Annotated in this window: 14 protein-coding genes; 6 read left to right on the plus strand and 8 right to left on the minus strand. The window is 60.8% G+C overall.

What is annotated here, in order from left to right; all coding sequences use genetic code 11:
• Positions 1–31: 31 nt before the first annotated feature.
• Complete coding sequence (gene mutS, locus FY528_RS04510; protein ID WP_187632020.1) at positions 32–2,716, minus strand: DNA mismatch repair protein MutS; 2,685 nt, start codon at positions 2,714–2,716, stop codon at positions 32–34.
• Positions 2,717–2,946: 230 nt separating this feature from the next.
• Here mutS and FY528_RS04515 point away from each other — a divergent pair, with 230 nt between their 5' ends.
• Entirely contained in the window at positions 2,947–3,492 is a 546-nt protein-coding gene (locus FY528_RS04515; RefSeq protein ID WP_149069804.1) for an RNA methyltransferase, read from the plus strand.
• A gap of 73 nt (positions 3,493–3,565) precedes the next feature.
• Here FY528_RS04515 and FY528_RS04520 read toward each other — a convergent pair whose 3' ends face one another.
• The gene (locus FY528_RS04520) at positions 3,566–6,058 is read right to left on the minus strand and encodes a T9SS type A sorting domain-containing protein (protein ID WP_149069805.1); all 2,493 of its coding nucleotides are present in this window, start codon (positions 6,056–6,058) and stop codon (positions 3,566–3,568) included.
• Between the two features lie 202 nt (positions 6,059–6,260).
• On the opposite strand from FY528_RS04520, the gene FY528_RS04525 reads away from it, so the two are divergent.
• Positions 6,261–8,855: a M36 family metallopeptidase gene (locus FY528_RS04525; protein WP_187632003.1), complete on the plus strand. Its 2,595-nt coding sequence runs from the start codon at positions 6,261–6,263 to the stop codon at positions 8,853–8,855.
• A gap of 77 nt (positions 8,856–8,932) precedes the next feature.
• Positions 8,933–9,709, plus strand: a complete 777-nt coding sequence (locus FY528_RS04530; protein WP_149069807.1) for a J domain-containing protein — start codon at positions 8,933–8,935, stop codon at positions 9,707–9,709.
• A 59-nt stretch (positions 9,710–9,768) separates the two neighbouring features.
• On the opposite strand, the gene FY528_RS04535 is transcribed toward FY528_RS04530, so the two are convergent.
• Together FY528_RS04535 and FY528_RS04540 are read right to left on the minus strand one after the other, a co-directional pair.
• Positions 9,769–10,536 (minus strand): TerC family protein, encoded by a 768-nt coding sequence (locus FY528_RS04535; RefSeq protein WP_149069808.1) that lies wholly within the window; start codon positions 10,534–10,536, stop codon positions 9,769–9,771.
• A 118-nt stretch (positions 10,537–10,654) separates the two neighbouring features.
• Positions 10,655–11,146 (minus strand): YajQ family cyclic di-GMP-binding protein, encoded by a 492-nt coding sequence (locus tag FY528_RS04540; RefSeq protein ID WP_149069809.1) that lies wholly within the window; start codon positions 11,144–11,146, stop codon positions 10,655–10,657.
• A 125-nt stretch (positions 11,147–11,271) separates the two neighbouring features.
• Between FY528_RS04540 and FY528_RS04545 the strand changes: the two genes are divergently transcribed.
• Positions 11,272–11,709 (plus strand): GNAT family N-acetyltransferase, encoded by a 438-nt coding sequence (locus tag FY528_RS04545; RefSeq protein WP_149069810.1) that lies wholly within the window; start codon positions 11,272–11,274, stop codon positions 11,707–11,709.
• On the opposite strand, the gene FY528_RS04550 is transcribed toward FY528_RS04545, so the two are convergent.
• On the minus strand, positions 11,706–12,011 hold the full coding sequence (locus tag FY528_RS04550; protein WP_149069811.1) for an Mpo1-like protein: 306 nt from the start codon (positions 12,009–12,011) through the stop codon (positions 11,706–11,708). The genes FY528_RS04545 and FY528_RS04550 overlap by 4 nt on opposite strands.
• 66 nt (positions 12,012–12,077) lie before the next feature.
• On the opposite strand from FY528_RS04550, the gene FY528_RS04555 reads away from it, so the two are divergent.
• The gene (locus FY528_RS04555) at positions 12,078–12,557 is read left to right on the plus strand and encodes a PaaI family thioesterase (RefSeq protein ID WP_149069812.1); all 480 of its coding nucleotides are present in this window, start codon (positions 12,078–12,080) and stop codon (positions 12,555–12,557) included.
• A gap of 76 nt (positions 12,558–12,633) precedes the next feature.
• Here FY528_RS04555 and FY528_RS04560 read toward each other — a convergent pair whose 3' ends face one another.
• The 3 genes from FY528_RS04560 to FY528_RS04570 form a co-directional block, all read right to left on the minus strand.
• Entirely contained in the window at positions 12,634–13,635 is a 1,002-nt protein-coding gene (locus tag FY528_RS04560; RefSeq protein WP_149069813.1) for an NYN domain-containing protein, read from the minus strand.
• Between the two features lie 441 nt (positions 13,636–14,076).
• Positions 14,077–14,817 carry a metal-dependent hydrolase gene (locus tag FY528_RS04565; protein ID WP_149069814.1) on the minus strand — a complete coding sequence of 247 codons (741 nt, stop codon included), beginning with the start codon at positions 14,815–14,817 and terminating at the stop codon, positions 14,077–14,079.
• A 54-nt stretch (positions 14,818–14,871) separates the two neighbouring features.
• Positions 14,872–15,069, minus strand: a complete 198-nt coding sequence (locus tag FY528_RS04570; RefSeq protein WP_149069815.1) for a hypothetical protein — start codon at positions 15,067–15,069, stop codon at positions 14,872–14,874.
• Positions 15,070–15,276: 207 nt separating this feature from the next.
• Here FY528_RS04570 and mfd point away from each other — a divergent pair, with 207 nt between their 5' ends.
• On the plus strand, positions 15,277–18,807 hold the full coding sequence (gene mfd, locus FY528_RS04575) for a transcription-repair coupling factor (protein WP_149069816.1): 3,531 nt from the start codon (positions 15,277–15,279) through the stop codon (positions 18,805–18,807).
• Positions 18,808–18,810 lie beyond the last annotated feature (3 nt).

Genomic DNA, 18,810 nt, shown 5'->3' on the forward strand with positions numbered 1-18,810 from the left:
ATACTGCTGGGCCGGTGGCCCGAAACAACGGTTACTTGCTGCGGGTAGCCAGCTTTAGCTCGTTGAGCTTTAGCAGCGCCTCAATGGGGGTAAGGGTGTTTACATCCAGGCTTTCTAGCAGCTCTCGGATACGCTCGAGGGCCGGGTCGGCGGGCTCGAACATACTGAGCTGCAGGCTGGGCCGGGGCGCAGAGTGCACCGCCGCCGCGGGCTGGGCCCGAGGCCCCGGCCGTGCTGCCTCGGGCGTAGCTACTGGTGCCGGGGCTACGTCTAGGCCGGCCAGTACTTCATCGAACTCCGTTGCCCCGTCAGTGTCTACGCCGGCGGAGGCGCGCTCCTGCTCCAGGTGGTGCATAATCTCATTGGCCCGCAACACCACGGAGGTGGGCATGCCCGCCATGCGGGCCACGTGAATTCCGAAGCTATGCTCGGAGCCTCCCTCTCGCAGCTTGCGCAGAAACAGAATGCGACCATCAGCTTCTTTCACGGCCACATTGTAGTTGCGCACCCGCGGGCAGTCGTCGGCCAGCTGGTTGAGCTCGTGGTAGTGGGTGGCAAACAGGGTTTTGGCCCGGGCCTTGGGCCAGTTATGCAAGTGCTCTACAATAGCCCAGGCAATGCTGATGCCGTCGTAGGTGCTGGTGCCGCGCCCAATTTCGTCCATGAGCACCAGGCTGCGGTCGGACAGGTTGTTGAGGATGCTGGCCGTTTCCGTCATTTCCACCATGAAGGTGCTTTCGCCCTTGCTCAGGTTGTCGGAGGCCCCCACGCGGGTGAAGATCTTGTCGATAACGCCGATGTGGGCGGCATCGGCGGGCACGAAGGAGCCGATCTGGGCCAGCAGCACAATGAGGGCCGTTTGCCGCAGCAGGGCCGACTTGCCAGCCATGTTCGGCCCGGTTATCACCACAATCTGCTGCTCGTCCTGGTCTAGCCGGATGTCGTTGGGAATGTACTGCTCACCGGGGGGCAGCTGGCGCTCAATCACGGGGTGGCGCCCCGCCCGAATGTCAAGCAGCGTGCTGTCATCCACAGTAGGCTTCACGTAGCGGTGCTGGCGGGCGGTAGCGGCAAACGAGGCTAGGCAGTCGGCAACCCCAATAGCGCGGGCGTTCTGCTGAATCTGGGCTACGTACTCGGCCGCAAACAGCACCAGGTCGTTGTAAATGTTCTGCTCGATGACGAACAGCCGCTCCTCGGCGTGGAGGATTTTCTCCTCGTAGGTTTTCAGCTCCTCGGTGATGTACCGCTCGGCATTCACCAGCGTCTGCTTCCGAATCCAGGAGGCCGGCACCTTATCCTTGTGGGCATTCGTCACTTCGAGGTAGTAGCCGAACACCTTATTGTAGGCCACTTTCAGCGACGATATTCCCGTTTCCTGAATGGCCCGCTGCTGGAGCTGGAAGAGGTAGTCCTTGCCCGAAAAGGCCATGGCGCGCAGCTCGTCAAGCTCCTGGTCTACCCCATCGTTGAGCACGCCGCCCTGGTTGGTGAGGATAGGGGCATCTTCCCGCACTTTCGCCCGGATTTCTTCCCGCAGCGCCTGGCAGGGGTTGAGCTGGTCGGCCAGCTTCTGCAGGGCCTTGATGCCCGAAGCCGCCAGCTCCGCCCGGATGGGACCAATGGCTTCCAAGGCGCGGGCCAGCTGCAGCAGCTCCCGCGGGTTGATGCGCCGAACGGCCACCTTGGAAATGAGACGCTCCAGGTCATTTATCTGCCGCAGGTGCTGGAGCAGGTTTTCGAGCAGTTCGGGGGTCTGAAGCAGCGCCTCCACGGTATCGAGGCGGCGCTGAATCTGGGCTGGCTCCTTGAGCGGCAGCACCACCCACTTGCGCAGCAGCCGCGCGCCCATGGGGGTCACGGTCTGGTCGAGAATATCGATGAGGGGTACGCCGCCGGGGTGCTGGGCGTGTACCAGCTCCAGGTTGCGCACCGTAAACCGGTCGAGCCACACGTACTTGTCTTCCTCCAAGCGCCCGATACTGCCAATGTGCCCTACATCGGTGTGCTTGGTTTCGGCGAGGTAGTGCAGGATGCAGCCGGCTGCCGTTATACCCTCGCGCAGGCCATCAATGCCGAAGCCCTTAAGTGAGGTAGTGCGGAAATGACGCGTGAGGGTATCATGCCCGTAGTCGAAGCCAAACACCCACTCATCCAGCGCAAAATGGCAGTAGTCGGGCCCGAAGTGCCCTTCAAACTCCGCGCGGCTTTTCTTGCAGAAAAGTACCTCGGCGGGCTGGAAGTTCTGCAGCAGCTTGCCCAGGTACTCAATGGTGCCCTGCGCCACCAGAAACTCTCCGGTGCTAATGTCCAGAAAGCTGATGCCGGCCTCCTGCTTGCCGAAGTGCACGGCGCAGAGGTAGTTGTTGCTTTTGCGCTCCAGCACGTTATCGTGCAGGCTTACGCCCGGCGTCACCAGCTCCGTGATGCCGCGCTTCACCAGACCCTTAGCCATTTTCGGGTCTTCGAGCTGGTCGCAGATGGCGACGCGCTGCCCGGCCCGCACGAGCTTGGGCAGGTAGTTGTCGAGGGCGTGGTGGGGAAAGCCGGCCAACGGCGTTTCAGAAGAGGTACCCGCGCCCCGCTTGGTCAGCGTAATATCGAGAATGCGCGAGGCCGTAACGGCATCCTCGCCGAAGGTTTCGTAAAAGTCACCCACCCGGAACAGCAGGACCGCACCGGGATGCTGCTGCTTGAGCTGGTAGTACTGCTTCATCAGCGGGGTATCAACCACGGGGGCGGGCCCAAGGGAACCATGCGTGCGGATGGGCTTTTTATTGGTATCGGCAGACTTGATTTTCACGGAAGCGGAAATACGGGAATATGGGGCTGGCCTGTTATCCTGAGCAGGTCGCGCACCGCAAGCAAGGGCGCAGAGCATGATCAGGCCAGTGCGGCTTAAGCCAAACAGCTACCACCTAGCCGGGCGTTCCTACCTTTGTGGGCATGCGCAAACTCTCCATGGAAGAGCTCAACCGGCTGACGGTGGCAGACTTCAAAAATACGCGAAAATTCCCCCTTACCCTAGTCCTCGACAACGTGCGGAGCCTGCATAATGTGGGCGCGGCCTTCCGCACCGCCGATGCGTTTGCCATCGAAAAAATATGGCTGTGCGGCATTACCGGCCGGCCCCCGCAGCGCGAAATCACCAAAACAGCCCTGGGCTCCACGGAGTCGGTGGTGTGGGAGTACGCGGCTACCACCCGGGAGGCCCTGCAGCAGCTGAAAGCCGCAGGCTACGTGCTGGTAGCCGTAGAACAAACCACCGGCAGCCAGCTGCTGCCCGCCTTTCAGCCCTTACCCGACCAGCGCTACGCCCTCATTATGGGCAATGAAGTGTTTGGGGTGGAGGATGAAGTACTGGCCTTGTGCGACGCCGCCGTGGAAATTCCCCAGTTTGGTACCAAGCACAGCCTAAACGTGAGCGTAGCCGCCGGCGTGGTGTTATGGGATTTTATCAGCAAGTTGGGCTGGCAACTGCCCACTGAGTAGGCCACTGCTCAGCCCATAATAAAAGAGCCGCTTCTATAGCAGAAGCGGCTCTTTTACTTTTCTAAGGGGAAGCTTAGTGGCGAACCATCAGGCGCTTGGTCAGCGCTTCAGAACCATCACCCAGGCTTACCAGATAGAGCCCATTTGCCAGCTGGCTTAGGTCGAGGGTTTCCTTCACGAGGCCGGGCGTAGTGGGTAGGGCTTTGCGCAGCACTTCCTGGCCCAGCACATTACGCACTACCACTTGTAGGCCGGGCGTAGCTTTGGTAAGGCGGGCCTGGAGCGTAAAGCGGCCTGTGGTGGGGTTCGGGAATACGTCGAACCCGCCGGCATCCTTCAGCTCCTGGGCCACGCCCGTTACTGCGTCCTGAATGCGCAGATTGTCGATGGCCCAGCCCCAGCCGTGGGCACCGGCATCGGCAAACAGGCGGAAGCGCAGCTGCACAATGTCCCCACCGGCAAACTTGTCGCGGAGGTTGAGCTCACGGGCCCTAAACAAGCTGGGCGTGCCCACGGCAGTGGAGTTGTTGCCGCTTGTGCTGCTGTTGTAGTGGTCCAGCCAGGCAATATTGGCGCGGGCATCGTAGCCATCGGCCAGGGGTACCCAGGTAGTGCCGTCCTTGCTGCCTTCCACCACCACGTAGTCGTAGAAATCGACCGAGCCAAAAGGTTTCCCGTCCTCGCCGGGCTCCACCAGTACAATCTCATCGAACTTCACCGTGGCCTCGGCGCGGTTGGCCTGCACCTTAATGGGCACCAGCAGCTGGTAGATAAAGTTAGTTTCCTGGTCGTCGCCGTCCCCATCGGGGTAGGGGTGCAGGGAGTGAATGGCGGCGTTGCTGAAGCCGGCGGGCGTGGTAATGGAGAAACCGTTGCCCACCAGATCAAGCGGCGTGGCGCTGTTGAGCTGGTTGACGTACGTAACCTGGGCATCCTTCACTTTCACTACGTTGATGGTGTATACGCCAGCAGTGGGGTTGAAGGCTTTGTTTTGTGCCGTAGCCACGTCCGTCACTACCACCCGGTACGTGAGTACGTCGCCCGCTTTGAGGGTGCCGTTATTCCCGATGGTGCCTACATAAGTATCCTCGCCCTGCTTGGTTAGCTCGATAGGCGTCTGGGCCACGCCGTTTACGCTATACTCTACTTTCACTGAGGCCACGCCCACGTTGTCGTCGGCCGCTACCACCAGCTGGTAGGGCAGCTGCGACTCGAACAGGAAGCTGGGGGCTTCGTGGGCTACCTCCGGGGCCGTTACGTCGGCCCCCACTTTGAAGGTGTAGCGGGGCATGGCGGCAATACCCGGCGCCGCTTTACCCGGGGCCGTGTAAGTGCGGCCGGTTTCATTGTCGGCGGCGCTCAGGTAGTACCGGATGGTGTGGTTGAGGCCCGGGTTGGGAATAACCACCGAATACTGCTTGGGCTGGCCGGTTGGGGCCAGGCTCAGCGTCACGTCAGTGCCTCCATCTACGGAGTACACCAGCTTGGGCGAATCGGCCTTCACGGTTCCGTCGCTTTCAATTACGGCCGTGACGGTGTAGTTCTGGGCCGTTTCCGTGTCGCGTAGGGGCGTATGACGAATGGCCGTGTTAAACCAGCCCATTTCGTCGAACATTTTTAGCGTAATAGGCCCCGGGGTGTGGATAGACTCGGCCGGCCCGATCTGGGGCGTCATCAGGGAGTTGGGGTCGCCTGAGAGGTAGGTATTCTCGTTTAGGTGAGCAATGCTAGAGCCCCCGCTGTACCGGGTGGGCGCGTACAGCCGCGGCCGGGTATTGTTGTTCACCGCCTCGGCCAAGTCGCTGTTAAAGTACAAGGCGTTGCTGGTCATCTGCTTTTCCAGCTCCGGGGAAGGATTGGCAAAGTTGGTTTTGTCGACCAGGCGCTTGCCCAGGCTGTTTTCCACGAAGGTGTCGTAAGCCACGGGCAGGCCACCATAGCCGTGCTCTCCCCCGGCATCCACTATCCGCATGCCATCCACGAAGCCCAGGCCGTGGCCCAGCTCATGCAGCACCACCGACACCAGGTCGTACTTATTGGTGGGGGTGTTGCCGTCAGTGCCCAAGTACCAGTCGAAGGTACTGCTGAAGCTGGCCACCACGTCGGCCTGACCGGCTCCGTTCAGCTCCTGCCCAGCTAGCTTTTCGGCCAGAGCTATGGGGTACCACACGTTACTTTGAGGCGCCCCACTTATATTACGTATATATGTACCTGGGCCAGCCGAGCCTAAGACACCTGGTTTTAAAGGCTCCCACGTAGCCTCAATATAAATGGGCACATCTGTTTTAAGCAAAGAAGCCCAGATATCTACCGCGTACTGAAAAGCCGCCTTGGCCGCGGGCGTGAAGCCCGTGTACGTCACCGTAATGGGGGCATTGATAGAGCGGCCTTTCAAACGCTGGGCCCGCAGAAAGCTTTCCGGCGGGGCAATGCGGGTATAGGCGTTTTCGGTGGAGGCAAAGCATACGGTGGTGCCGCCCGGCACGGAAGACTGCTTCAGGTCCTGGGCATTTCCCAGCTGGGCGGTGGCTAAGCCCAGCAAGGCAAGCAGTACTCGTTTTTTCATGCGCAACGTGCAAAAGGTAAAAAGGGGTGGAAAAGAGAATCGAAGAGAGTATGCCAAAAATACCCTTTTTGCGGCAATGCCCGGCTAGCAAACTGAAGCCGGGCCAGCTAAGCGGGCACATTCCAGGCAGTTGCGGGGCTTTCGGCTGAAATATTCCCTGTATATTTATCTCCTAACCTGCCCCAAACTTTCTTTCGTTCCAGTGAAAACACTTTTAACCAGCTTCTTTGCTGCCCTGCTTTTGGGCCTGAGCGCACCCTCGCCCGCCCAGGCCCAGGACCCCGGCACCCGGGCCCAGCACTACCTCGCGCAGCACCAGCAGCAGCTGGGCCTGCGGCCGGCCGATGTGCAGAACCCGCTTATTACGGATGCCTACACCGACGACCTGACGGGCATCTCGCACGTGTACCTGCGCCAGCAGCACCAGGGCTTGCCGGTGTTTGGCACCGAAATGGGCCTGCACTTCGACCGCCAGGGCGCCCTGCTCACGCAAACGGGTCGGTTCGTGGCCGATCTGGCCCGCAAGGCCCCGGAAGCGGCCGCCGCCTTGTCGGGTACGGAAGCCACGCTGGCCGCTGCCCGCAAGCTCAAGCTCACGCCCGCCAGCCTGCGCCCGACCAGCACGGCGCAGAGCCGCACCAACAAGCTCACTCTAACCGACGACGCCCTTTCCACGGAGGAAATACCCGTGGAGCTGGCGTACCTGGCCGCCGAGGATGGCCGCGTGCAGCTGGTTTGGCAGGTGGTGCTGCACCCGCCCCGCACGCCCCAGCAGTGGCGTCTGCTGGTAGACGCCGGCACCGGCCGGATAGTAGAGCAGCACGACCGGAACATCCACGAGCAGCTGGCTCCGCCGGTACCCACCGCCGCCCAGCAGCTGGCCCCACCCGCGGCCGGGATTAGCGGCCGCCCATCCGCCAACGAACCAACCTACACGGTATTCGCTATTCCAACGGAAGGGCCGTCCTTCGGGGCCCGCACCGAGGTTCGCAACCCCGCCGACGCCCAGGCCTCGCCCTACGGCTGGCACGACACCAACGGCGCCGCCGGCCCCGAGTTTACGACCACGCGCGGCAACAATACCCTGGCTTTTGTCTTCGACGAAGCCAAAAGCCCCGTCTACGTTGATGGTGGCACCAGCCTGGCGTTCAACCCCGCGTACGACAGCAACAAGTCTTTGCTGGACAACCAGAAAGCGGCCGTGGTGAACCTGTTCTACATGAATAACATCATGCACGACGTGTTCTACAACTACGGCTTCACGGAAGCCAGCGGCAACTACCAAACCAAGAACTACACCGGCAAAGGACGCGGCAGCGACGCCGTGCGGGCCGTAGCCCAGGACCCGGACGGTGTGTACAATGCCTACTTCGTGCCCAGCGTGGATGGCTCGGCGGGCCGCATGCATATGTTTACCTGGCCGGCCCCCAATACCACTACCCTGAAGGTAACCGCCCCGGCCTCCATTGCCGACACCTACCCCGCCGCCGAGGGCAGTATCGGGCCCGCCCTGCCCGAAGTTACCCCGCTTAAGGGCCAGCTGGTGCTGGTGAACGACGGCAGCGCTACTCCCACCCGGGCCTGCAGCGGTACGCTCACCAATGCCAGTGCCATTAAAGGTAACATTGCCCTGCTGGACCGCGGCGACTGCACCTTCGTGGAGAAAATCCAGGCGGCGCAGAATGCCGGGGCCATTGCCGTGGTGGTCATCAACAACGTGGAGGATGAGCTGCTTACCATGGGCGGGGATGATCAGCTAGCTATTCCCAGCCTGATGATTACGCTGGCCGCGGGAGAACAGATCAAGGCCCGCCTGAAAGCCGGGGAAACGGTAAGCGTGGAGCTACTGAGCCCGCCCAGCCCGTACGCCGACCGGGATGGAGCCTTCGATAACGTTATCATTGCTCACGAATACACCCACGGCATCAGCACCCGCCTCACCGGTGGGCCCTCCACTGCCGACTGCCTAGACAATGTGGAGGGTATGGGCGAGGGCTGGAGCGACTTTGTGGCCTTGTGGCTGACAACCAAGCCCGGCGACAAAGCCACCACTCCCCGGAGTGTGGGCTCGTACGTGATGGGCCAGCCTACCGATGGCGAAGGCATCCGACAGAAGCCGTATTCCACTGATATGGCCGTCAACAACTACACCTACGACATCATTGGCAAGGCATACACCGAGACGCACGACGTGGGCGAGGTGTGGGCCACGGTGCTCTGGGACCTGAACTGGGCCATGATTGAGCGCTACGGCTACAACGCCGACTTGTACCGCGGCACCGGGGGCAACAACAAAGCCATGCTGCTGGTGATGGAGGGAATGAAGCTGCAGCCCTGCAGCCCCGGCTTCCTGGACGGACGCAACGCCATCCTGGCCGCCGATAAGGCCCTGTTCAACTCGGCCAACCAGGACCTTATCTGGCGGGTGTTTGCCCGCCGCGGCATGGGGAGCAATGCTATCCAAGGTAGCGGCAAGTCCCTGAGCGACAACAAAGCGGGGTTTGCCCTCCCGGCTGCCCTGAGCGCGCAGGCCACCCTCAGCGCCACGGCCGTGGAGGTATACCCGAACCCCGCCAACAACCAGCTTATGCTGCGCACCTTCGGCCTGGGTGCGGCTCCGGTGCAGGTGGAAGTGCTTACCGTACTGGGTACTTCCGTGCGCACGGTTTCCCTGTCGGCCGGGCAGGCACAAAGCGGCGCCTTCCTCGACGTGCGCGACCTGGCCGATGGCCTCTATCTGGTGCGCGTGACCACGCCTCAGGGTACGCTCACCAAAAAAGTAGTGGTGCGCCACTAGCTTTTTTTCCAGTACCGCTTAACCCCAACGGCCCGCCTGGCTTTCTGCCGGGCGGGCCGTTGTTTAGCCTGCAGCCGATGATAACCTACTACGCCGTTCTGGAGCTAAGCGAGCAGGCCGCCGCCGCCGAGATACGCCGGGCCTACCTGCACCTGGTGCGCCTCACCCACCCCGACCGTACCGCCGACCCAGCTGCCCACCAACGGTATCTGGCGGTAAATGAAGCCTACGAAACCCTCTCCGACCCCATTCGCCGGCAGCGCTATGACGCAGCGTTGCAGCAGGCGCAGAAGCTGCCTGCTCCGGCTCCTCCAACAAATTACAGGTCACGCGCCCAACGGACTCCGCCACCCACCGCATTCAGGCGCCGAGCCAGAATTAGGGTGTTGCAGGTATTCGATTACCACTCGTATTCCGGGCGGGCCCGCCGCTGGTGTCAGCTTTTACTGCTGCTGCCTTGCCTGATCCTGGTTGACTATTTCGTGTTAAGAAGAGAAGTGCAGGCCAACTTTCTGACCTACGCAGATAAATCCAACGTCAATGAGCCCGGGAAATACGAAATAGGCACTTCGCATGGGCACTTCATCACCAGCGTCGATATTCCGCTATCCATCCCCCATTTGCAGCTACGCATTTCCCCGATAGGCCATTTTGTGTTTGCAGCGCAGCTACCTGATGGCACGCCACTGCCAGTTCACAATGAAGTAAGCGTCCTGGCTGTATTCAGTGGCATTTTGTTAGTTATAGCAGGCAGCGGCTGGCGGGCTTCCAATACGCAGGTACGAGTCAACCTGGCCATCATAGGCTCCGTAGTGGCGCTGATCTTGCTGCTAATGCTCCTGAAACGCCTATAACCAAAGAGGCCCACCGCTACACGCTGTGGGCCTCTGCTTTTACCAACGCTGTTAACCGCTTAGTCGAACTGGGAGTCGCGCAGGCGTACCGGGTCGGCCTTTTTGCGCAAACGCATGTTGAGCACTTCCACCACCAGGGAAAAGAACATGGCAAAGTAGATGTAGCCCTTTTCGATTTCCTTGTGGAAAGCCTCCATCACCAGCATCACCCCAATCATAATCAGGAAAGACAAGGCCAGCATCTTGATGGTAGGGTTGCGGTTGACGAAGTCGGCTACTACTCCGGAGAAGGCCAGCATCACGCCCATCGACAGCACCACGGCCAGAATCATGATCAGCACATTATCGACCAGCCCTACGGCCGTGAGAATGGAGTCGAAGCTGAACACGATGTCGATGAGCACAATCTGAATAATAATGCGCCCCATGGAGCTGTAAAGCTTGCCGCCGGCCTCAGTTTCTTCCTCCCCCTGCAGCTTGGTGTGAATTTCGGTGGTGCTTTTGGCAATGAGGAACAGGCCCCCGATCAGCAGGATAATGTCGCGTCCGGTTACGCCAAAGTCGTGGTCGGCCCAGGGCACATCGATGTGGAACAACGGGGCTTTCAGGCCCACAATCCAGGAAATACTCATCAGCAGCAGGATCCGGATAACCAGCGCCAGCACCAGCCCAATGGTACGGCCCCGCTTCTGCTGCGCGGGGTCCAGGCGGTTGACGATAATGGAAATGAAGATGATGTTGTCGATGCCGAGCACAATTTCCATGAACGTGAGCGTCAGCAGGCTCACCCAGGTTTGCGTTTCGGAGAAAATGGAAAGGTCGAACATGGTGTTTACTGTGCGAATATGGGAAAGGTGCTGGTGTGATGAGGAGAGTTAATGCGCCGATGTGCTGATGCCAGAACAAGCCTTAGCACACCAGCCCATTGCCGCATGAGCACATTGACTAGCTCTTCATGTTCACAAATTGCAGGGGCTGGCCAACCTCCGCCCGCCGCACGGCCGCAATGGCCGCCTGCAGATCGTCAATTTTTTTGGCCGTCACGCGCACCTGGTCGTCCTGCATCTGGGCTTCTACTTTCACCTTAGCATCTTTGATGGCCTTGATAATTTTTCGCCCAACTTCTTTGTCAACGCCGGCGCGCACTTTCACGGTTTTCTTCACCAGCGCCCCACTGGGCACCTCTTCGTCCGAGAAGTCCAGCACGGTCCCATCAATACCCTGTTTCACCACCCGCGTGAGCAGGATGTGTTCCAGGGCCTGAATACGCATAGAATTCTCCGAGCTCAGCAGAATGGTATTGGCCTTTTTGTCCAGCTCGATGCCGCCCTTCGTGTCGCGGAGGTCGTAGCGGGTTTGCAGTTCTTTTTTAGCCGTGTTCACCGCATTTTCCAGGGTTTGCGGATCTACTTTGCTGACGATATCGAAGGAAGCCATGAGGAAAAGCAGGGAAAAGAAAGAATATCTTGCAGGGCGCAGGGCCCAAAGGTAGGAGTTTGGCCGTACGCCCGGCGCAGCCGCGCCGGAACCGCTCCTGTTTTCCTTTAACGTCCCTTCCTGCTATGCGTGTTACGGCGCCTCAAAGCCCGGCCGAGTGGGCCGCGTACTACCAACTTCGCTACCAAGTGCTCCGGGCGCCCTGGCTGCAGCCTCCCGGCTCCGAGCACGCCCCCGACGACGAGGACCCGGCCACCTGCCACGCAGCGGCACTGGCCGAGGATGGCACGCTGGTGGGCGTAGGGCGCCTGCACGCGGCTACCGCGGCCCAGGGCCAAGTGCGCTTTATGGCAGTTCATCCCGCCTGGCAGGGCCAGGGCGTAGGCCAGGCTGTGCTTACCTACTTAGAAGCCGAAGCGCGTCACCGGGGCCTCACCGAGTGCGTGCTGCATGCCCGCGCCGCCGCGGTGCCTTTCTATGAGCGGGCCGGCTATGCCGTGGTAGCGCCGTCGCATACCTTATTTGGCAGCATTCCGCACTTCCTGATGCAGAAGCCTCTTTAGAACTTTTCCCGGCCGCGCAGCAAGTCCACGTACAGCTTGAAGTCGCCTCGTAGGGAAAGCCACGGGTGCTGAAAGGTGGCAGGCCGGTTGTGCTCCACGAAAAAGTGCCCCACCCAAGCCAGCCCGTACGCCACCCCAATGCCCCAGGCCAGCAGAACCGGCCGCAGGAACACCAGCGCCAGCACAGCCGCTACCAAGAACAGGGAGGTGCCGATGAAGTGCAGCACCCGCGTGCCCCGGCGCTGATGGTCGCGCAGGTAGCGGGGATAGAACTCAGCAAAGGTGAGCGGCAGAGCAGACATGACCGGGGGCTTTCCGTAAAGAAGCCTAACTTTTCGCTGAAAGCCCAGTACCCCCTTCCCTTTTCCATGGAACCCCTCCCCGATGTGGCCACACTGGTGGCCATCTACAACCAAATCAACCAGTACGGCCGCACCAATGGCATGGCGCTGCGCCTCGTCGGCTCCGGCCAGGTAGAATACAGCATGACGGTGCTGCCCGAGCACCTCTCCTCCCCCGGTACCTGCCACGGCGGCGTGTTGGCCGGCCTGATGGACTCGGCCCTGGGGGCGGCGGCCCTGGCCCTGGCTTTCACGGAGGGCGAGCTGGTTTCTACGGTCGAGTTCAAGATCAACTACCTGCACCCCGTGCGCCTGCACGACCAGCTGGTGGCCCGGGCCCGGGTGGTGCACAGCGGTAAAAGCCTGGTAGTAGCCGAGGGCGACATCTTCTGCGCCACTCGGGAGCTGGTGGTAGCGTGCGGCCTGGGCACCTTCAACCGCTACCCCGCAACCAAGCGCGAGTTCCGCAACCTGCTGTTTCCCTCCGCCGACGACAGCCAGGAATAAACGGCCACAAAAAAGCCGGCTGACTGTTCGTCAGCCGGCTTTTCCAAGACCGAACTACAAGGATAAGGGCAGGGTACTAGTAGCGCGAGCTGGCGGACTCGTGCTCTTCTTCTTCGGAAGAGTTTTCTTCTTCCTCGTCAAACTGCGGCGCCTCTACTTTGCGCACGTTGCGGGCACAGTCTTCGTCGCGGTGGTTGCGGCCTACGGTAAACTCCACCCAGTCGCCTTCGCGCAGGTCGTTGAAGTCGCCTTCGGCCATATCAGCGTAGCTGAAGAACAGGTTGTTTGGCGGCATTACCACGAAGCCAAACCCGTTTTTCAGGTTCTTGATGGTGCTGATGCCTACCGTGCCTACCGGCCCGGCTGCCGTGGGGCCTGTCGGGCGTACGGGCTTGGCCGCGGGGCTGTAGGGTGCCGGCTCGGGCGTGTTCACAAACATGTCCTCAATCAGCGGGTCGTTTTTGGCCAGACGCTCATCAATTACCTCGTGCATGAGCACGGGATAGGTAGAGTGGTCGAGCAGCTGCTGGGAAGGACGCGTTACGCGGTTTTCGCCTTTGAAGTCGGTGTACTTGAAATCCCAGCTCAGCAGCATCACGCGGGTACCCACGGTGTTGAGCTTCTTCACCAGCGGCAGGTAGTCGGAGTCGCCGGCAATGAGCACAATCACGTCGAAGCTTTTGTGTAGGGCCAGTTCCAGGGCTTCCAGCGACAGCCACACGTCGATGCCTTTTTCCTGCAGGCGGCCGTCGCGGGTTTTCAGGGCCATGTAGTGGGTGGTGATACCCAGGTTCATGAGAATGTCGTCCAGGAGCCGGTCATGGAACAGTCGGTCTTTGTCGCGGGCTTCGGTGGCGCTCAGGCGCCCCCGGAAGAAGTGCGCGTCGGTGATCTGACACAGGCGCACGTCGGTATCTTCATCTTCGGCAACCTGATGGCGGATGAACTCGTGCAGCCCTTCCAGGCTGATGCGAGCTTTCCGTTCATGTTGGAAGTAGTAGTAATCACTGATCTTCAGGAAATAATTGCCGTCGTAGAAGACGCCTATCCGGATCAGCGGGCTATTCATCTGATTCATAAACAAGGAACGCGGGTTAGAATGAGCGGAAAATGAGCGAAAACAGGTGTGTAAAGGATGAAGAGGACGAGAAGCGGGGTGGTAGTTCGGAAGCTCCCGTAGAGGCAGGAGGGGTTCAAAGGTACGAAGGAAGCATAAAATACATAATATAAATTTAATATGGTAACTGCCTGATTCTTTGCGTATATAGACAAAGCTACTTTCCTATATAATCCTATTTTCTACAACGCAGAAGGCATCATATAGCGTCTTTATACTGTTTGATTTCACCATTCAGGTTGGGAGCTAAAAGTAAATAATCCAAGTTCAGCAAAAACCCTATATTCTCTCGGGGCGGGCAGCAGCTCCCGTGGTGGGCCGGGCCACTCTCCTGGCCCACGGCCAGGCCGGCTGCGGGCTCCAAGCTCCTGTGGAGTAATAATCTACTTGCCAGCATTTTGTTTAAAACCCCATCCGCCCAACTACCAACCCCAGCACCAACAGCCCGTAGCCCGCACAAATGGCCACCTCCAGAAAATTACCGCTTTTCGAGCCCGTGCGAATCAGCGGAATTTTCACACTAACGTCCCAGAGCGGCATAAAGTATTTCACCCCGGCCTTGGTGAGCGTATCGGCCAGCAGGTGCGACAGGTACCCCCCGCCCGCGAACAGGGCCACGCCATGCCAGCCCAGGCTCTGGTTGGCCAGGTGCCCGATATAGGTCCACAAAGCCGCCGCCCAGAGCGTGTGCGTCCAGGTGCGGTGGGAGGTATAGGGGGCCACGGCCACAAAGCACCCCAGCATGCTCAGCCACACGTACTCGGTGTAGAGGCCCGCTACCACCGTGCACAGCCCGGTAAAGAGCAGGGCCAGCTTGCGCGTGGCGTCGCCCTGCATGGCGGCCCCAATCAGGCCAAACGCCAGCGCCGCCGTGAAGCCCATACGCCGGTCGGGGCCGGGCGGCAGCAGGAAGTGCGTGTAGGCCGCCAGCACGGCTGCCCCCACCATAAAAGCCCAGCGCACGTAGTTCTGCGCGAAGCCCAGCCGTTTGCTGAGCCGGGAGCCGGGGTGGTCGAGGTCGGGAGCCAGGGACGAAAAGCCGGCCAGGGCAATACCCGCCGGGGAGAAGGGAATGCCGGGTACCAAGCCGGCAATGGCGACGCCGGTAATCAGGCCGATAGCCAGGTGAGAAGAACCGCGCACAAAAAATACCTACTACTTACTACTTGCGAAAGTACGAAGGTAGTGCGCCCGGGCCTAGCAATGACTTTTCTCGGGCAGGGCGCAGGCGGCCCAGGGCCGGGCGCTGCCGCGCGTGTAGGGCCGGGGCGTATGCACGGCGGACAGGCAGCGCTGCTGGTAGATGGCTAGCCAGGCGTGATGGGCCCGCTGGCGCAGCTCCCAGGCGTTAAAATCGAATTCGGGGTCCTCGGCCGGGTTGCGGGTAGGGTCCATGGGGTGTGGGAATTAAGGGGTAGGCAAGCAGAGCGGGGTAAGCAGGACCTAATATAGGAATTAAGTAATAAGCTCCACCATACGCGCCATGCCGGGGCTTCGCGGAAACTTTCGGACCTTGGCCGCGGTATTGCTACCACCCCTGCCCGACCGGAGTTGACTCCGGCCGGGCTTCCCCCTTTGCCTCCCCTTTAGCCGATACCCGTTTTGAAGGTCTCCGATTTTCTGAAGCTCTACGCCCTCGACCCAACCGTGCTGACCGTGGGCGCCCGCCTGAACCCCGCCACGCGTAACACCCTGCGCGGGGCCGCCAAGGCCGAGGCCGGCACCACCCGCCTGCACCTGCGCGGCCTCATCGGCTCCCAGGATGCCGTGCTAGCCGCGGCTCTGCACCAGGAGTTTCCCGACCAGCACCACTTGTTCATCCTCCACGACCGGGACGAGGCGGCTTACTTCCTGGCCGACCTCCAGCATTTGGTGCCCAACGAGGAGCCCCTGCTGTTCCCCACCTCCTACAAGCGCCCCTACTCCTTCGACGAGACGGAAAACGCCAACGTGCTGATGCGGGCCGAGGTGCTCAACAAGCTCAATAGCCACCGCGGACCCAAAACCAGCGCCGAGCAGGCCTCGGAGGACGCCGACGATGCCCTGCCCGAAGGCGCAGAAAAAAGCCAGAAGGGCAAGAAGATCAGCATAAAGGACACGGCCGGGGCGCTTATCGTCACCTACCCCGAGGCCTTGTTCGAGAAGGTTATCAACAAGAAAAGCCTGGTAGCCAATACCTTTCTGGTGAAGGTGGGCGACAAGCTGGACGTGAACTTCGTGAGCGAGATGCTGGCGGAGTACGACTTCGAGCGGAGCGACTTTGTATACGAGGCCGGCCAGTTTGCCGTGCGCGGGGGCATTGTGGATATCTTTTCCTACGCCAACGAGCTGCCCTACCGCATCGAGCTGTTCGGCGACGAGGTGGAGACGATTCGGACGTTTGACCCCGAAAGCCAGCTGTCGGTGGAAAAGCGCCAGCAGGTGAGCATCATCCCGAACGTGCAAACCAAGCTGCTCCAGGAAACCCGGGAAGCCTTCCTCGACTTCATTCCCCAGAATACCACCATCTGGGCCAAGGACGTGCGCCAGACCCTGGACGTGGTAGACGAGTACTTCGACAAGGCCGAGCACGGCTTCAAGGAGCTGCTGGCGGCTTCGGGCGGCACCCAGGTGGTGAGCAAGCCCGACGACCTGTTTGAGACGGGCAAGTCGCTGAAGAAGCTGCTCGACGGGTTTGCGGTGGTGGAGTTCGGCAAGCGGTTTCACTACAAGACCGGGGCCGAGGAGTTCCAGTTCAGCGCCAAGCCCCAGCCCAGCTTCGGCAAGGACTTCAACCGCATCGTGAAGAACCTGCACGACAACCAGAAGAAGGGCTACACCAACATCATGGCCGCCGAGCAGGTGCGCCAGGCCGACCGCCTCCGCACCATCTTCGACGAGCTGGACAACAACGTGCAGTTTCAGCACCTGCTCCTGGGCCTGCGCGAAGGCTTCATCGACGAGACGCTGAAACTGGTGGTGTACACCGACCACCAGCTGTTTGAGCGCTACTACCGGGCCCAGGAAACCCGCAAATTCAGCAAGAAAAAGGCCCTTACGCTCAAGGAGCTGCGTACCCTTGTGCCCGGCGACTACGTGGTGCACCAGGACTACGGCATTGCCCGCTTTGCCGGCCTCACCCAGGTCGAAATCAACGACCGGCTCCAGGAAGCCATCCGGCTGGTGTACCGCGACGACGACGTGCTGACCGTGAGCATCCACGCCCTGCACAAGATTGCCAAGTACTCGGGGGCCGAGGGCACCCCACCCTCCATGAGCAAGCTGGGCTCCCCGGAGTGGGAAAACAAGAAGAAGTCGGTTAAGAAAAAGGTGAAGGACATTGCGGCCGAGCTCATCCGGCTCTACGCCAAGCGCAAAACCGCGCCCGGCCACGCCTTCGCCCAGGATTCCTTTATGCAGGCCGAGCTGGAATCCTCCTTCATCTACGAGGACACCCCCGACCAGGCCAAGGCCACCGAGGACGTGAAGCGCGACATGGAGGTGCCCCACCCCATGGACCGCCTCGTGTGCGGCGACGTGGGCTTCGGCAAAACCGAGGTAGCCATCCGGGCCGCCTTCAAGGCCGTGGCCGACGGCAAGCAGGTAGCCATGCTGGTGCCCACCACTATCCTGGCCATGCAGCACTACAAAACCTTCCGCGAGCGGCTCGGCAACCTGCCCGTCACGGTGGAGTACGTCAACCGCTTCAAGACCACCAAGCAAATCAAGGAAACCCTGGGCCGGGTGGCCGACGGCAAAACCGACATCCTCATTGGCACCCACCGCCTCACCAACAAGGATGTGCAGTTCAAGGACCTGGGTTTGCTGGTGATTGACGAGGAGCAGAAGTTCGGGGTGAAAACCAAAGACAAGCTCAAGGAAATAAAGGTGAACGTGGACACGCTCACCCTCTCGGCCACGCCCATTCCGCGCACCCTGCACTTCTCCCTCATGGGCGCCCGCGACCTGAGCGTGATTGCCACGCCCCCGCCCAACCGCCAGCCCGTGCAAACCGAACTGCACGTGTTCGACGAGCTGCTGATCCGCGACGCCATTGCCCGCGAAATCAAGCGCGGCGGGCAGGTATTCTTCGTGCACAACCGCATCAAAGACATTGAGGAGCAGGCCAGCATGATCCTGCGCCTCGTGCCCGATGCCCGCGTGACCTACGTGCACGGCCAGATGGAGGGCGACCTGCTGGAAAAGCGCATGATGAAGTTTGTGGACGGCGACTACGACGTGCTGGTGAGCACCACCCTCATCGAGTCGGGCCTTGATATTGCCAACGCCAACACCATCATCATCAACCGCGCCCACATGCACGGCCTCTCCGACCTGCACCAGATGCGGGGCCGCGTGGGCCGCTCCAACAAAAAGGCCTACTGCTACCTGCTCACGCCCCCGGTGGCCGGCCTGCCCTCCGACGCCCGTAAGCGCCTGAGCACCCTCGAAGAATTCTCCGACCTGGGCGCGGGCTTCAACGTGGCCATGCGCGACCTCGACATCCGGGGCGCGGGCAACCTGCTGGGCGGCGAGCAGTCGGGCTTCATCAACGACCTGGGCTTCGAAACCTACCACCAGATTCTCGACGAAGCCGTGCAGGAGCTCAAGGAAACCGAGTTCCGCGACCTGTTCCTCGGCGACCCCACCCAGCGCCTCCAGGAAGCCACCGGCACCGGCCGCCCCAAGGAGTGCAACATCGAAACCGACCTGCAAATCCTCATCCCCGACCACTACGTGACCAGCGTATCGGAGCGCCTGCAGCTGTACAGCAAGCTCGATCGGGCTAAAAACCCCGAGGAGCTGCGCAAGGTGCTCACCGGCATGATAGACCGCTTCGGCCCCCTACCCGCCGAGGTAGAGCAGCTCGCCGACATCGTAAGCCTGCGCTGGCAGGCCTGCCAGGTAGGCTTCGAGAAGCTCACCCTCAAGAAGAACCTGCTCAAAGGCTACATCCCGGCCACCAACAACGAGCCTTACTTCCAGGGCGACACCTTCGGCAACATCCTCTCCTACGTGCAAAGCCACACCCGCTCGGCCACCCTAAAGGAGCGCAAGGAACAGCTCATCCTCAGCATCGAAGACGTAAAAAACGTGCAAGCCGCCAAGCGCATTCTCAGTGAGCTGGGAAGTGAGGAAGCGGTGGGGGTATAATTG

This window comes from Hymenobacter lutimineralis (assembly GCF_008271285.1).
Lineage (GTDB): Bacteria > Bacteroidota > Bacteroidia > Cytophagales > Hymenobacteraceae > Hymenobacter > Hymenobacter lutimineralis.

What these genes read in the sequence shown, in the direction of transcription:
- FY528_RS04560 (WP_149069813.1), bottom strand. Translation starts at nt 13,635, where the DNA reads ATGAATCAGATGAATAGCCCGCTGATCCGGATAGGCGTCTTCTACGAC.
- FY528_RS04550 (WP_149069811.1), bottom strand. Translation starts at nt 12,011, where the DNA reads ATGTCTGCTCTGCCGCTCACCTTTGCTGAGTTCTATCCCCGCTACCTG.
- FY528_RS04515 (WP_149069804.1), top strand. Translation starts at nt 2,947, where the DNA reads ATGCGCAAACTCTCCATGGAAGAGCTCAACCGGCTGACGGTGGCAGAC.
- FY528_RS04555 (WP_149069812.1), top strand. Translation starts at nt 12,078, where the DNA reads ATGGAACCCCTCCCCGATGTGGCCACACTGGTGGCCATCTACAACCAA.
- FY528_RS04540 (WP_149069809.1), bottom strand. Translation starts at nt 11,146, where the DNA reads ATGGCTTCCTTCGATATCGTCAGCAAAGTAGATCCGCAAACCCTGGAA.
- mutS (WP_187632020.1), bottom strand. Translation starts at nt 2,716, where the DNA reads ATGAAGCAGTACTACCAGCTCAAGCAGCAGCATCCCGGTGCGGTCCTG.
- FY528_RS04520 (WP_149069805.1), bottom strand. Translation starts at nt 6,058, where the DNA reads ATGAAAAAACGAGTACTGCTTGCCTTGCTGGGCTTAGCCACCGCCCAG.
- FY528_RS04535 (WP_149069808.1), bottom strand. Translation starts at nt 10,536, where the DNA reads ATGTTCGACCTTTCCATTTTCTCCGAAACGCAAACCTGGGTGAGCCTG.
- FY528_RS04530 (WP_149069807.1), top strand. Translation starts at nt 8,933, where the DNA reads ATGATAACCTACTACGCCGTTCTGGAGCTAAGCGAGCAGGCCGCCGCC.
- FY528_RS04570 (WP_149069815.1), bottom strand. Translation starts at nt 15,069, where the DNA reads ATGGACCCTACCCGCAACCCGGCCGAGGACCCCGAATTCGATTTTAAC.
- FY528_RS04545 (WP_149069810.1), top strand. Translation starts at nt 11,272, where the DNA reads ATGCGTGTTACGGCGCCTCAAAGCCCGGCCGAGTGGGCCGCGTACTAC.